This window comes from Streptomyces sp. NPDC093591 (assembly GCF_044764885.1).
Taxonomy (GTDB): Bacteria; Actinomycetota; Actinomycetes; order Streptomycetales; family Streptomycetaceae; genus Streptomyces.
On sequence record NZ_JBIWIY010000008.1, the window covers coordinates 100,364 to 115,170 of the forward strand.

General features: G+C 71.8%; 11 protein-coding genes. 9 read left to right on the forward strand and 2 right to left on the reverse strand.

Annotated features, from left to right (window positions below; genetic code table 11):
* The first annotated feature begins 74 nt into the window (after positions 1-74).
* Positions 75-1,211, forward strand: coding sequence for a PAS domain-containing protein (locus ACIREI_RS18385; protein ID WP_403333857.1), 1,137 nt, complete (start codon positions 75-77; stop codon positions 1,209-1,211).
* A 110-nt stretch (positions 1,212-1,321) separates the two neighbouring features.
* Here the strand turns inward: ACIREI_RS18385 and ACIREI_RS18390 are convergent, their stop codons facing one another.
* Positions 1,322-2,113, reverse strand: a complete 792-nt coding sequence (locus tag ACIREI_RS18390) for an RNA polymerase sigma factor SigF (RefSeq protein WP_403333859.1) — start codon at positions 2,111-2,113, stop codon at positions 1,322-1,324.
* 249 nt (positions 2,114-2,362) lie between these two features.
* Between ACIREI_RS18390 and ACIREI_RS18395 the strand changes: the two genes are divergently transcribed.
* The 4 genes from ACIREI_RS18395 to fxsT are packed head-to-tail and all read left to right on the forward strand — an operon-like array spanning position 2,363 to position 10,884.
* Entirely contained in the window at positions 2,363-4,162 is a 1,800-nt protein-coding gene (locus ACIREI_RS18395) for a thiamine pyrophosphate-requiring protein (protein WP_403333861.1), read from the forward strand.
* A 48-nt stretch (positions 4,163-4,210) separates the two neighbouring features.
* Positions 4,211-6,004: an SEFIR domain-containing protein gene (locus tag ACIREI_RS18400; protein ID WP_403333862.1), complete on the forward strand. Its 1,794-nt coding sequence runs from the start codon at positions 4,211-4,213 to the stop codon at positions 6,002-6,004.
* Positions 6,005-6,046: 42 nt separating this feature from the next.
* Positions 6,047-7,141 (forward strand): AAA family ATPase, encoded by a 1,095-nt coding sequence (locus ACIREI_RS18405; protein WP_403333864.1) that lies wholly within the window; start codon positions 6,047-6,049, stop codon positions 7,139-7,141.
* Positions 7,138-10,884, forward strand: coding sequence for an FxSxx-COOH system tetratricopeptide repeat protein (gene fxsT, locus ACIREI_RS18410; RefSeq protein ID WP_403333866.1), 3,747 nt, complete (start codon positions 7,138-7,140; stop codon positions 10,882-10,884). The genes ACIREI_RS18405 and fxsT overlap by 4 nt, the downstream gene beginning before the upstream one ends.
* On the opposite strand, the gene ACIREI_RS18415 is transcribed toward fxsT, so the two are convergent.
* Positions 10,869-11,024 (reverse strand): hypothetical protein, encoded by a 156-nt coding sequence (locus ACIREI_RS18415; protein WP_403333868.1) that lies wholly within the window; start codon positions 11,022-11,024, stop codon positions 10,869-10,871. The genes fxsT and ACIREI_RS18415 overlap by 16 nt on opposite strands.
* A gap of 135 nt (positions 11,025-11,159) precedes the next feature.
* Between ACIREI_RS18415 and ACIREI_RS18420 the strand changes: the two genes are divergently transcribed.
* From ACIREI_RS18420 to ACIREI_RS18435, 4 genes are all read left to right on the forward strand, one after another.
* On the forward strand, positions 11,160-11,564 hold the full coding sequence (locus tag ACIREI_RS18420; RefSeq protein WP_403333870.1) for a DUF2795 domain-containing protein: 405 nt from the start codon (positions 11,160-11,162) through the stop codon (positions 11,562-11,564).
* Between the two features lie 98 nt (positions 11,565-11,662).
* Complete coding sequence (locus ACIREI_RS18425) at positions 11,663-12,082, forward strand: CBS domain-containing protein (RefSeq protein ID WP_403333872.1); 420 nt, start codon at positions 11,663-11,665, stop codon at positions 12,080-12,082.
* Positions 12,083-12,162: 80 nt separating this feature from the next.
* Positions 12,163-12,714: a type 1 glutamine amidotransferase domain-containing protein gene (locus ACIREI_RS18430; protein WP_403333874.1), complete on the forward strand. Its 552-nt coding sequence runs from the start codon at positions 12,163-12,165 to the stop codon at positions 12,712-12,714.
* Complete coding sequence (locus ACIREI_RS18435; protein ID WP_403333875.1) at positions 12,714-14,807, forward strand: catalase; 2,094 nt, start codon at positions 12,714-12,716, stop codon at positions 14,805-14,807. The genes ACIREI_RS18430 and ACIREI_RS18435 overlap by 1 nt, the downstream gene beginning before the upstream one ends.

A 14,807-nucleotide genomic window follows, 5' to 3' on the forward strand; every position in this document is an offset into this window, starting at 1 on the left:
AGCAACGGGGAACAGGGAGAACCAGTTGGCACCCGCCGCTCCGCGAAGCCGCACCGCCAGCTAGGTTCGTTCTCATGACGCAGACGGACGAATTCGGTGAAGAGCTCGCGGATTTCGTGCGCCGCGTCGCGGAACTCAAGGCGGCGCGGTCCCTCTCGGGTGGGGACCTGCCGACGGTCCTGGACGCGGCGATCTTCGAACTCGACCATGTCGCCGACCAGTTGTGGCCCTGGTACGAGCGGCTGTCCTCGGGCTCCTCGGGCGCGGTGCCCCGTACGGCGTCCGCCGACCGTCAGGAGCACCATCTGCTGCGAGCGGTGTTCCAGCGGTTTCCGCTGCCGGTGGCGCTGGTGGACCGGGAGGCGGTGGTGCGCCGGCTGAACTTCGCGGCGACGTCCTTCACCGGCGTGCGGGCGGGCTATGCGACGGGCCGGCCCCTGACCGGTTTCCTCACCCATGCCGACCGGGCGGCCTTCCGTTCCCAGGCCGCGGCGGTGGCGCGGGGCGAGGGCGACCGCAGTCTCACCGTGCACCTCCAGCAGCGGCCGTCCGCGCCGGTCCACGCGACCCTGACCGCCGTGCGCCCGAGCGGGGAGCCGCACACCACCGTGCTCGTGGTGCTGCAGCCCGGCGACCTCGGCGCACCCGGCGCCCCGGGCCCGGGCGAGAGTCCGACCGCCCAAATTCCCGACCTCGGCGAGGCCACCCGGCACGCGGCTCTGGCGGACCTCGCGGACGAGATGACCACGACGCTGCTGACCGCACCACGCGGCGACCGCGAGACCGTCCTGCAGCGGGCGGCCCAAGTCCTGCACGGCTCCTTCGCCGACTGGGTGATCGCCGACACCGGCACGCCGGAACTGTCCCGTACGACGGTGCTGGCCCCGTCGGAGAAGGAGGCGAAGGCGCTGGCGGCCCAGGCCCCCACGGAGTGCCCCCTGGTCGTGCAGACGGCACGCACCGCCGTCCCGTCCCTCCAGGTCCGCCCACCGGACCCGGCCGCCTTCGGCCACACCGCCGAGGGCGCCCCCGTCCTCGTACAGGCAAACGTCACATCACTGTTGTGCGTGCCCCTGACGGCCGACGGCACCGTGCGAGGCGTCCTGACGCTGTTCAGATGCGGCGCCCGTCCGGTGTTCTCCATGGCAGAGGCCAAGGCGATGGACACGATGTCCCGGCACATGGCACTGGCGGCCGCAGGAACGCCCTGAAGGGGCGCGGGGCTGTATCGACACGCGGCTTCGCCGCGCGGGCGCGACCGGCCACAACGGCGTATCGGCCCGCAGACAACCCCACACCCCTACGGCGCTACCCCGCAGGCCTACGCCACATCGCTGAGCACCTGTTCCCGCACCCGGCTGCAGCACCGGCTGATCAGCCGGGACACATGCATCTGCGAGATACCCAGTTGCTCGGCGATCCGGCTCTGGGTCATGTCGCTGAAGAACCGCATGTACAGGATCGCCCGCTCACGCTCGGGCAGCGCCGCGAGCCGAGGCGCGACGGCCTCACGGTCCACGACCGTGTCCAGCGCCGGATCCACGGAACCCAGCGCGTCGCTCAGCGAATACCCGTCCTCGCTGCCGGGCAGTTCGGCGTCCAGGGACAGGGCGGTGAAACTCTCCAGCGCCTCCAGACCGACCCGGACGTCGGCCTCGGTCATGTCCGCGTGCTCGGCGATCTCACCGACCGTGGGCCTGCGGCCCGAGACGGTCTGCAGATCCTGAACGGCGAACCTCACACGGTTCCGCAGATCCTGCACCCGGCGCGGCACGTGCAGCGTCCACATGTGGTCGCGGAAGTGCCGCTTGATCTCGCCGGTGATGGTCGGCACGGCGTAGCTCTCGAAGGCGTTGCCGCGCTCGGGGTCGTACCGGTCGACGGCCTTGACCAGGCCGAGGGCGGCGACCTGCCGCAGGTCGTCGAAGCTCTCGCCGCGGCTGCGGAACCGGCCGGCGAGCCGGTCGGCCATGGGCAGCCACGCCTCGACGATCTTGTCGCGCAGGGTGTCGCGCTGCTGGCCCTCGGGCAGCTTGGCGAGGGTGCGGAAGTCCTCCGCGGTGTCGGGGGCGTCGTCGTGCGGGTGGTGCTTCGCGCTCACTGAAGTGGGCATCGTGCGTCGCAACTCCCTTGGTTGTGCTCTGGCTTGGACGGTCACCATGGGAGTGCGGGCGCGTACCGGAGCCGGACACACCCGTGGCGGGGGCTCCCGCTTCCCACGGACGTGCCTCCTGTCCGAAGCACTGATTCTTCGCCTGCCCCCGCGCCCGGGCCGCAAACACCCGGGCAGGTTTTCCACCCGCCCGCAGGGTCACTCGTAGCGGTGCCGCGCAGTCCCCCACCGGAGCCCAGGAGGTCCCGCATGAGCACCAAGGTCGCCGACCACGTCCTGCAGCGCCTGCGCGAGTGGGGTGTGGAGCACGTCTTCGGCTATCCCGGCGACGGCATCAACGGTCTGCTCGCCGCCTGGGGGCGGGCCGAGAACCAGCCCCGTTTCATCCAGTCCCGGCACGAGGAGATGTCCGCGTTCCAGGCGGTCGGTTACGCCAAGTTCAGCGGCCGTGTCGGAGTGTGCGCGGCGACGTCCGGCCCGGGCGCGATCCACCTCCTCAACGGCCTGTACGACGCCAAGCTCGACCACGTGCCGGTCCTGGCGATCGTCGGCCAGACGCACCGCACCGCGATGGGCGGCTCGTACCAGCAGGAGGTGGACCTGCACACGCTGTTCAAGGACGTCGCCTCGGACTTCGTGGAGACGGTGACGGTCCCCGAACAGCTGCCGAACGTACTGGACCGGGCGCTGCGCACCGCGTACGCGCGCCGCGCCCCCACGGCGATCATCATCCCCGGCGACGTCCAGGAGCTCGACTACTCGCCGCCGACGCACGAGTTCAAGATGGTGCCCTCCAGCCTGGACCGCAGCAGTTGGACGGCGATCCCCTCGGACGACTCGATCCGCAGGGCCGCCGAGATCCTCAACACCGGTGACAAGGTGGCGATCCTGATCGGCCAGGGCGCGTCCGGCGCGCGGGCCGAGGTGGAGCGGATCGCCGAACTGCTGGGCGCCGGCGTGGCCAAGGCGCTGCTCGGCAAGGACGCCCTGAGTGACGAACTGCCGTACGTCACCGGCTCGATAGGCCTGCTGGGCACCCGCCCGTCGTACGAGCTGATGCGGGACTGCGACACCCTGCTGACCATCGGGTCCTCCTTCCCGTACACGCAGTTCCTGCCGGACTTCGACAAGGCGCGGGGCGTGCAGATCGACATCGACCCGCACATGGTCGGGATGCGCTATCCGTACGAGGTGAATCTCGTCGGCGACGCGAAGGCGACTCTGGAGCGGCTGATCCCGCTGATCGAGGAGGGCCGTGGCCGCGAGTGGTACGACACGGTCTGCGACAACGTGACGACCTGGCGCGAGGTCATGGAGCGGCGGGCGAACCTGTCGGCCGACCCGATCAACCCGGAGTACGTCGCCCGCGCCCTGGACCCGCTGCTCCCCGGCAACGCGATCATCTCGTCCGACTCGGGCTCGGCGGCCAACTGGTACGCCCGCCACCTGACGATGCGGCCCGGCATGCGCTCGTCGCTGTCGGGGACGCTGGCGACGATGGGCTGCGGGGTGCCGTACGCGATCGGCGCCAAGTTCGCCCACCCGGACCGGCCGGCGATCGCGCTGGTCGGCGACGGGGCGATGCAGATGAACGGCCTGGCGGAGCTGATCACGGCGGCGAAGTACCAGGACCTGTGGGAGGACCCCCGCCTGGTGGTGGGCGTGTTCAACAACCACGACCTCAACCAGGTCACCTGGGAGATGCGCGCCATGGAGGGCGCCCCGTCCTTCCTGCCCTCGCAGGAGATCCCCGACGTCCAGTACGCCGCCTTCGCCCGCTCCCTCGGCCTGACCGGCATCCGCGTGGAGAAGCCCGAGGACGTCGAGGCGGGCTGGCGCGCGGGTCTGGAGGCGGACGGCCCCGCGGTGATCGAGTTCCTCACCGACCCCGCCGTACCGCCGATCCCGCCGCATGCCACGTGGGAGCAGATGGAGGCGACGGCGGCGTCGATCCTGAAGGGGGACGCGGACCGGGGGTCGATGGTCCGGCAGGGGTTCAAGGCGAAGGTGCAGGAGTTCTTGCCGGGACGGGAGAAGAGGCACCACTGACCCGGCTCGCCCCACTACCCTGAGCTCCTGCGCGGAAGGGGGCTCGGCTTGCCGGAGCACGGGGGAAACGCGGCGGAGCAGTACAGGCCGCGGGTGTTCATCTCGTACGCCCATGACGACGACGCCCACATCGAGCAGGTGGAGACGCTCTACGAACTCCTGCGCAAGAAGGGCGGGTTGGACGCGCAGCTCGACCTGTACGCGGGGGGACGGCCCCAGGACTGGGCCCACTGGATGGAGCGGCAATGCTCCGACGCCGACTACACCCTCGTCATCGCCTCACCGAAGTACAAACTTCGCGCCGAGCACGGCGAGCGGGACGGCGCGGGACTCGGGGTGGCCTGGGAGTCCTCGCTGCTGCGCAGCCGGGTCTACGAGGGCTACCAGGACTGGTTCGAGAAGATCCTGCTGGTCGTCCTGCCGGGGCGCAGTGAACGCGAGCTTCCGACGTTCTTCGCCGCCGCGCGGATGAGCCGGTTCCTGGTGCCCACTCTGGACCCGGAGGGTATCGAGCAGCTCGTCCGGTACATGTGGGGGCAGCCCTACCGGGTGCCGCCGGAGCTCGGCCCGGTCCCCGAGTACGGCACCCGTCCGCAGCTCGTGTCCGACTCCGGGGAAGCGCCCCCTGTCGTCCACGCCACGAGCGGCGCGACGGACGCCGCCGTACCCGACCCGGACATCCCCGACGGGTTGGACGAGGCCGCCTGGCGGCAGTTGGCCGACATCCTCCGTGGTGTGCGGCCTCAGAGTTGGGCCGAGCAGGCTTACCAGTGGTCCTTCGCGGCTGAGGGCGGTCCGGGCCGGGCTGCCGCCGCGCCGCACAGCACTCCCGCCGGCGACTTGTACGCATGGGCCAGGGACCTCGGCGAGCGTCGCCACACGCGGGGCAAAGTGCCCAAGCCGGTCGTCTTCGCGCATGCCCTGGCGGCCGGTTACGGGGCCGGGGAGAGCCGCGCCGATCGCCAGCTCGCCGGTGCGCTGGAGCGGTGGGTGGACCGGTTCCTGGACAGCCGGGCGGAGCTGCCGGACGCACCGGCCATCAAGCGGGACGAGGCGACGCTGACCGTACGGCTGTCGGAACATCCCCAGCGGCGGGACCGGTTCTACGCCCAGATATGGCTGCGTACGACGGACGGGAGAAAGCCCCGGCGTCTTCAGCCGCCGGAGAACGCGGGGTCGCTCGTCGTGGACATGGACGGGGCGCGTGACCTGTTTCAGAAGTCCATGCGGACCGCGCTCCTCCACGTGCAGCTGAAGCGCATCGAATTCGCCGTCTTCGACGACCTGTTGGAGGAGGCGTTCGAACAGTGGCCGTTGCAACTCCTCAAGGAGCCGCGCCCGATCGGCAAGCTCTACGAAGTCGTCGTCCGCTGCCCGGCCCAGCGCCGCCACTTCGACCTGCCTCAGCTGTGGTCTCTCCGATGGAACTGGCTGACCCGGCACAGCCACCCGGACGAACAGGCGACGGCGTGGGTGGCGGACGAGGACGTCGAGTACCTGGACGATCACATCGGCAAATGGCGCAAGAACGAGCGTCTGGCCTGTGTGGCCGTTTCGACACCGCTGTCCCAGAGGGGCGTCGGCGCGGCGCTGGAGGCCGGGATGCCCATCGTCGTCTGGCAGCGCGACGGTCACCGCGGTGACCCCTGCGTGCCGCCCTTGAACGAACTCCTGAAACTGGACAAGGTGGCCGACGTGTCGGAACTTCCCTACGCCGTGGCGGAGTTGCGCACGAGCACGGACGTGCCCGAAGCGGCCCGGGCCAGCGTGGTCCTGCTCTGGGACGACCCGAACCACTCGCCGGACGCGGACCCGCTGAGCGATGCCAACCTCATCCCCTGACACGACCGTCCGGCACGCTGCCGGAGACCGACCGGAGGTGCCGTGAAGGACTGGTGGATCTACAAGGGCGACCCGGCGGTCCCGACCGATCGCCGCCTCGCCCGGCTCGCCGAGCACCGGCCGCCCTGGCGGGTGTTCGAGGGCAAGGTCGACCCGGACCACAAGGTGCCCTCACTCGACGACAAGCAGTACGCGGCGGACCGCGAGCGCGGGGCGGGCTACCTCGCCGACGACGCCGAGATCGACCTCGTCAACACGGCTCTCCTGCTGCGGCGCCCGCTGTTGGTCACCGGGGTACCGGGGGTGGGGAAGTCGACGCTGGCGTACAGCATCGCCGAGGACCTGGGCCTGGGCCCGGTGCTGAGGTGGCCCATCACCAGCCGGGCCACGCTGCGCGACGGCCTTTACCGGTACGACGCGCTGCGGCGCCTGGAGGACGCCAACCTCACCCGTATGCAGGCGACGTCGGACGAACAGCTCTTGGACGCGCCGGAAGCGGAGGAGGGCGACGCACGGCCGGCGGACGCGGTGACACCGCCGGCGGACGGCATCGGCCGGTACCTCCGGCTGGGCCCCCTGGGCACCGCGTTCCTGCCCACCGACCGCCCTCGCGTCCTGCTCGTCGACGAGATCGACAAGTGCGACATCGATCTGCCTGGTGACCTGCTCACGGTTCTCGACGAAGGGCGTTTCGACATCCCGGAGCTGACCCGCCTCGCCGATCACCGGCGAACGGTGACCGTGGGCACCGAAGACCCCGACGTACGGGCCCGGATCACCGCGGGCCGGGTGCAGTGCCGGGCCTTCCCGGTGGTCGTCCTGACCAGCAACGGCGAGCGGGAGTTCCCGCCGGCCTTCCTGCGCCGCTGCATCCGGCTGACCATCGAGCGGCCCGGCGAGGACAAGCTGCGGCGCATCATCGAGCAGCGCATCGGAGCCGGAGCGGCGGCGGCGGCCGCCGCTCCCGACGGTTTGATCAGCAGGTTCCTGGAGCGGCGCGAACGCGGTGAACTGGGCACGGACCAGCTGCTCAACGCCGTACAGCTGCGCCTGGCCGGGGCGTGGACGGCGCCGGACGAGATCGGGCAGCTGGCACAGGCGACGTTGCAACCGCTGAGCGGGCCGGACGCGACGTGATCACCCACCTCCTGGATCTCCTGCGGGAGGGCGGGGTCGAGGACCCCTGCCCCGAGGAGCTGGCGGACATCCTGTGGCTCGCCCAGCACCTCCTCGGGGACGAGCCTCCCAGGACGGGGGACGCGCCCGGCCCGACGCCGGACGCGTCGTCCGCCGAGCCGCCGGAACCCAAGGAGGATCGGACCCCGCGGCCTCAGGAACCCCGCGAGGACACCGGCGGATCCGGCGCGGGCCGACGGTCCTCGCTGCACATCCGCGGCACGCACCGGCACGCCCGCACCGGCCGTCTCGCCGCTCCCGTGCACGTCCCGGCGGAGGCCGCGCTGCCGCACGGCCTGGCGCTGACCAGGGCGCTGAAGCCGCTCACCCGCAAGGTGCCGTCCCGCACCGCGTTCGAACTGGACGAGGAGGCGACGGTCACGCGGCTCGTGGACGAGGACATCATGGTCCCCGTGCTGCGCCCCGAACCGGCACGCCGGCTCAACCTCACCCTCGTCGTCGACACCAGCCCCTCGATGGCCCTGTGGCAGCACGAGGTCCGCGAACTGCACCAGGGCCTGACGCGGCTCGGCGCATTCCGCGACATCCGCCGCTGGAACCTCTCCCCGGCCCCCGAGGGCGCCGGGGTCGAGGTGCGCCCGCACCCGTCGGTGGGACGCCCGGCCCGGCACCACCGCGAGATCCTCGACCCGACCGGCAATCAGCTCATCGTCGTCCTCAGCGACACGGTCGGGGCCATCTGGCACGACGGGACGGCGGAGCGTCTGCTGCTCGACTGGGCGCAGCGCTCCCACGTCAGCGTCATGCATCTCCTGCCCACCTCGCTGTGGAACAGGGCGGGCGCCGCGCCCACGCCGGTGTCGCTGCGCATTGCGCAGCCGGGGGCGCCCAACGCGCGGTGGGGCCTCGCGCTGCCCCGCCGTTTCGTCGCGCGGCGGCGGCCTGCCCTGGCCGTTCCCGTGGTCGAACTGGAGCCCGGACCGCTGCGGGGCTGGGCCCAGATGACCGCGGGCAGCGGCCGCTGGACCCCGACGGCGGCGCTGCTGCTGCCGCAGCACGCGGCGCGCGGGCGGCTCGGCGAGGGCCCGCCGTCCAGCTCCGCCGCACCGCCCCCGCCGCCACCGAGCGCGGACGAGGCGATCCTGCGGTTCCGCAGGTCCTCGTCGCCGAGATCCTGGCAACTCGCGGGGCTGCTGTCCGCCTTGCCCACGGTCACGCTTCCCGTGGCCCGGGTCGTGCAGCGGGCCATGCTGCCCGATTCCTCCCGGAGCGAGCTGGCCGAGGTCTTCCTCGGCGGGATTCTGCACCGGGCGGAGGAGACGGCCGACAGCGCCGAACAGGCGGAGCCCCTCTTCGAGTTCCCTCCCGATGTCCGCGACGCGCTCCTCAACGCCCAGTACCGGCGTGACGTACATGAGGTCCTGGCCGTGCGGGATCAGGTGTCGGACCATCTGCGGCGTCGCCGGAGGAACCCGTCCACTTTCGTCGCGGTGGCCACGGGTGCGGACCCGAAGCGGGCGACCGTGCCCGTCACCGGGGGGCCGTTCGCCGTGGTTCCTGCGGAAGCGCAGGGTACGGAGGGCGGGACCCCGCCGGCGCGCGTCCTGATCGGTCACGTGGGTGCGGACCGCGCGTGGGCCGAGTGGGCTGCCTGGCACGTCCAGGACGCGGGCTACGACGTCGTGCTGGACGAGTGGCAGCGGGAGACGTGGCGCACCCTCGTGGGCCGGCTGCGGTACGAGGTGGAGCGGCCGGGGACGCGCGTGGTCGCCTTGTTCTCCCAGCACTTCCCCGGGCCTGACGCGTCCCCGTTTCCGAACGGTCTCGCCCGTCTGACGCAGGTCGGCGACGTGGTCCCGGTACTCCTCGACTCGTCCTCGCCCCCGCCGCTCCCCCGGCCCCTGCCCACGCTGTCGGGTCTGGGCGAGCGGGAGGCACGGCGGACGCTGCTGGATGCCGTGCGCAGGCCCTTCGGCGACGGGGCGGAGTTCCTTCCCGGCGGCGAGCCGGGCCGCCTGCGGCAGACGGGAGATCACGGGCCCAGGCTGCCCGGGACGCGGCCGCGGGTGTGGAACCTTCGCCGGCGCGATTCCGCGTTCACCGGACAGGAGGGCGAGCTCGCGGACGTCCGTACGCGGCTGGCGCACGAGGGGCGAGTCGCCGTCATCGCACTGCACGGGCACGGCGGGGCCGGCAAGAGCAGACTCGCCGTCGAGTACGCGTACCGCTTCGGCGGCGAGTACGACGTGGTCTGGTGGGTGGCGGCCGACGATCTCGTACGGATCCCCGGGCAACTGGCGGAGCTGGCCGAGGCCATGGGCGTGACCCGGCGCGGCACGCCTGCCGAGGTCGCCCTGCCCGCCCTGGCGGCCGAACTGCGTTCCCGGACCCGGTGGCTCCTCGTCTTCGACTCGGCCGAAGACCCTGCCGTCGTGACCCACATTCCCGACGGGCCGGGGCACGTACTGGTCACGTCCCGTGATCCGAACCTGCGTCTGAGCATCCCGGCCGTCTCCCTCGACGTGTTGTCCCTCACGGCGTCCGTGGCACTGCTGCGCAGCCGCCGTCCGGGACTGTCCGCCGCGGACGCCGTGCGCCTGGCCGAGTCCCTGGGCCACCTGCCGCTGGCGTTGGAGATGGCGGGCGCGTTGCTCTCGACGATGAGCGTGGACGCATTTCTGCGGGGCCTCGCCAAGTCGGTCGCCGGGCTGCCCGGGTGGACACCCCCTGTGGTCGCCGTGATCCGGGAGAGCGTCTGGCGCCTGCGCCGGCAGGACTGCGAGGCGGCCGACCTGCTCGACGCCTGTGCGCTGCTGCCGGCCTCCGAGCCCTTCCCCCTGCACGCCTGCGTCCCCGCGCGGCCCGGCAGGTCGTCCCTGGCACAGCGCCTGGCCGATCCACGGGCCCGCAACCGGCTGCTGATGAAGGTCAGCGAGGTCGGGCTGGCCCGGGTGTCCGACGGCACGCTGCAACTGCACCAGCTCACCAAGGCCGTCCTGCGCGGGGATCTCTCCCCCGAGGAGCGCCGTCACGCGGCCGATCACGCCGCCCTCCTGCTCCAGTCGGCGTTCCCGACCGGCGTGCCGGATCCCGCGGCCACGTCGCACTGGCCCGCTCTGCTGTCCCACCTGCTGGCCGTCGCCCCCCTCGACCTCGTCACCCCGGACGCCCGGCAGGCGGCGGGTGAGGCCTGCCGGTACCTCTACGAGCGGGGCGAGACCGAGAGCGTCCTGCGTCGGCTGCGGGAGCTCCACGAAGGCTGGACGGCTTCGCTGGGGCCCGACCATCCCGACACCTTGCGCGTCGCCGTCCCCCTCGGCATCGTCCTGGCCGAGGCGGGAGACCTGGAGGAGTCACGTGACCTGGCCGAGGACACGTACGAGCGGCAGTGTCGGCTCCTGGGTGAGAACCACCCCGACACCCTGCGTACGGCGACCCACCTCGCCGACCGCCTGGCGCGCCTCGGGCATGCGGACAGGGCACTGAGTCTGACCGCGGACACGTACGAGCGACGGCGGCGGAGCCTGGGGGACGACGCCCCGGACACCCTGCGCACGGCCTCTGTCCTCGCCAGGCGCCTGACCGGCACGCTACGGCTGCGGGAGGCACAGGTCGTGGCCGAGGGCACCTACGAGCGGCAGCTCCGAGTCCTCGGTGCCCGCCACCCCGACACCCTGCGCACGAAGGACGTACTGGCGGAGCTCCGGCATCGCACGGCGGGCGACGATCAGCCCAGAGTCTGACGGCGCACCTTGGCGGCCGGCGGTGGGGCGGGCTGGAGGGGATCCGGCTCCCTTCGCGGCAACACCAGTTCCTCGTACCGCCCCATCGCCAGCACCACGCCGAGCATGAGGAGCGGAAGCAGCACAGCGAGCAGCGCCATGGCCTGGTCCTTCCCCGGAACCGAAAGAGGTGGGGGGTGAGGGAGCGGGTCTCCCTCCTTCCGGTGTGCAAACCCCTGTGTCGGCCCCCGATGTGCGGGTACGCGGTGCGCACGCCCGAAGATCTGGAGGGAGTCATGCAGCGAGGCAGCGACCGGCTGAGCGTTCACCGTGACGACGAGATGAAGCACGAACTGCAGGGGCTGCTGAGGTCCGGGCACCCCACCCGGACCGAGGAGTGGCACGATCCGGAGCCCTCTGCCGACGACGATCCCGACGTCGCCGGCGGGCCGGTGGGGTGGCCGGGGCCGGCCCCGGCGTCCCTGGCGACGGTCCGGCTGGAGCTGGCGCGGATTCTGGGCCGTAGCGCCTTCCCGGCGACCCCGCGGGAGCTCATCGCCGCGCTGCGCCGCGGGTACGCGCCCGACGCGCTGGTCGAGCCGTTGGAGCGGCTGCCGCGCTCGTCGCGCTACGCCAACGTGCAGGAGCTGGCCGAGGCCGTGACCGGGGCCGAGCGGTCCACGCGGCGGAAGAACGCGTAAGGGAACGCATAGGGGCCCGGTCGGCGGGTACTGCGGGCTGGGTCACGCCGACGCGGCCGCGGCACCCCTACCGGCCGGGGAACGCAGGAGGGCCAGTGATGGCTGATTTCGTGAAGGACGTCATGACGCCGGGGGTGGTCGCCGTCCGGCCGGACGCCTCGCTCGTCGAGGCCGCGCAGCTGATGCGCGCGCAGGACATCGGCGATGTGGTGGTGGCCGACGGACAGCGGGTCGTGGGGGTGCTCACCGACCGTGACATCACGGTGCGGGCGGTCGCGGACGGCGCCGATCCGCTGACGGTGAGCGTCCAGTCGGTGTGCAGCCGGAACCCGGTGGTGATCGACCCGGGTGAGCGCGTGTCCGTCGCGGTCTCGCTGATGCGCGAGCACGCGGTACGACGGCTGCCGGTCGTCGAGAACGGCCTGCCGGTCGGCGTCGTCAGCCTCGGCGACCTGGCCGAGACCCAGGATCCCGAATCCGCGCTGGCCGAGATCAGCCGCGCCGCTCCGGACGAGTAGTGAGGTGCGTGAGCCGGGACCCGGACCGCCGAGGCCCCGGCTGACCTGCACCTGTGCCCATGGAAGGACCTTGAGACATCATGCGTATCGCTTTTCTGACCGCACCCGAGGGCGTCGAGCAGGTCGAGCTCACCGATCCATGGCAGGCGGCGGTGGACGCGGGGCACGAGCCGGTGCTCGTGTCGACGAAGCCGGGCACGATCCAGGCGTTCCACCATCTCGACAGGGCGGAGAAGTTCCCCGTCCAGGAGGTCGTCGGCGAGACGTCGGCCGACTCCTTCGGCGGGCTCGTCCTGCCGGGCGGGGTCGCCAACCCGGACTTCCTGCGGATGGACGGCAAGGCCGTGGCGTTCGTGCGGGACTTCTTCGAGCAGGGCCGGCCGGTGGCCGCGATCTGCCACGCCCCGTGGACGCTGGTGGAGGCGGACGTCGTGCGCGGCCGGGTGCTGACGTCGTGGCCGAGTCTGCGCACCGACATCGGCAACGCGGGCGGCACCTGGGTCGACGAGCAGGTGCGCATCTGCGACCACGGCCCCAACAAGCTGGTCACCAGCCGTAAGCCGGACGACCTCAAGGCGTTCTGCGAGGCGTTCCTCGACGTGTTCGCCAAGGACTCCAAGGAGGCAGCCTGATGGGAGACCGCAAACAGGAGCAGCGGGAGGCCTTCCGGGCGGACGACCCGGCGGGCGGGCCGCTCACCACCGACCAGGGTGTCGAGGTCGACCACACGGACGACTCGCTGGCCGCCGGGGAGCGCGGTCCGACGCTGATGGAGGACTTCCACTTCCGGGAGAAGCTCACCCACTTCGACCACGAGCGGATCCCGGAGCGGGTGGTGCACGCGCGGGGCGCGGGCGCGTACGGCTATTTCGAACCGTACGAGTCCTGCGCGGAGTTCACGCGCGCGGCCTTCCTCCAGGACCCGTCCGTGCAGACGCCCGTCTTCGTGCGGTTCTCCACCGTGCAGGGGCCGAAGGGCTCCGCGGACACCGTGCGGGACGTACGCGGCTTCGCGACCAAGTTCTACACGTCGGAGGGGAATTACGACCTGGTCGGCAACAACTTCCCGGTCTTCTTCATCCAGGACGGCATCAAGTTCCCCGACTTCGTGCACGCGGTGAAGCCGGAGCCGCACAACGACATCCCGACCGGCGCCTCCGCCCACGACACCCTGTGGGACTTCGTGTCCCTGCAGCCGGAGACGCTGCACGCGATCATGTGGCTGATGTCGGACCGGGCGATCCCGCGCAGCTACCGCATGATGCAGGGCTTCGGCGTGCACACCTTCAGGTTCGTGAACGCGGACGGCAAGGGCACCTTCGTCAAATTCCACTGGAAGCCGAAGCTCGGCGTGCACTCGCTGGTGTGGGACGAGGCGCAGGAGTGCCAGGGCCGTGACCCGGACTTCAACCGGCGCGATCTGTGGGACGCGATCGAGGCGGGCGAGTACCCGGAGTGGGAGCTGGGTGTCCAACTCGTGCCGGAGGAGGACGAGTTCGCCTTCGACTTCGATCTGCTCGACGCCACGAAGATCATTCCGGAGGAGCAGGTGCCGGTGCGGCCGATCGGCCGGATGGTGCTGAACCGCAACCCGGAGAATTTCTTCGCGGAGACCGAGCAGGTCGCCTTCCACACGGCGAACGTCGTCCCCGGTATCGACTTCACCAACGACCCACTCCTGCAGGCCCGCAACTTCTCCTACCTGGACACGCAGCTGATCCGGCTGGGCGGCCCCAACTTCGCCCAGCTGCCGGTGAACCGCCCGGTGGCCCCCGTACGCACCAACCAGCGCGACGGCTACCACCAGGGCGCGATCCACCGGGGCACGAACTACTTCCCGAACTCCCTGGGCGGCGGCTGCCCCGCGCACGCCGGCGTCGACGGCAGCGCGTACACGCACTACGCCGAACGTGTCGACGGCGCCAAGATCCGCCGCCGCAGCCCGAGTTTCCAGGACCACTACACCCAGCCCGCGATGTTCTGGAACAGCATGGCGGACTGGGAGAAGCAGCACATCGTCGAGGCGTTCCGGTTCGAGCTCGGCAAGGTGGGAGCGAAGCCGGTGCGCTCCCGCACGGTCGAGCATCTCGCCCAGGTGAACGGCGAGTTGGCGGTCGAGGTGGCACGCGGCATCGGCGTACCGGAACCGTCCGGGACGCAGGCCGCGGACAAGCTGTCCTCCCCCGCGCTGAGCCTGGAGTCACTGCGCGGCGACGGCTCGGTCCGCACCCGGCAGGTGGCGGTCCTCGTCGCCGACGGCGTCGACGGCGCGCAGGTCGCGTCGGTGCGGGAGGCGCTCACGGCCGAGGGCGCGATCGTCGAGGCGCTGGCGCCGACGGACGGCACGGTCACGGGCGCCGACGGTGACGAGGTCGCCGTCGACCGCGCCCTGCCGACCGTCGCCTCCGTGCTGTACGACGCCGTGGTGCTGCCCGGCGGCCCCGTGGGCACCCCGCCGACGGCCGCCGACCAGGACGCGATGCGCTTCGTACGGGACGCCTACCGGCATGGCAAGCCGGTCGGCGCCCTCGGCTCGGGCGTGGGCGTGCTGTCCTCCCTCAAGCCGGAGGGCGTGCGCCTGTCCGCCGAGTTCCACCGCACGGTGAGCGACCAGGGCGTGGTGACGGACACCTCGCCGGGACCGGCGAGCGAGGACTTCCTGCGCGCCTTCACCTCCGCCCTGGCGGCCCACCGCCACTGGGGAAGGTCGCCGGTGCACTGCTGA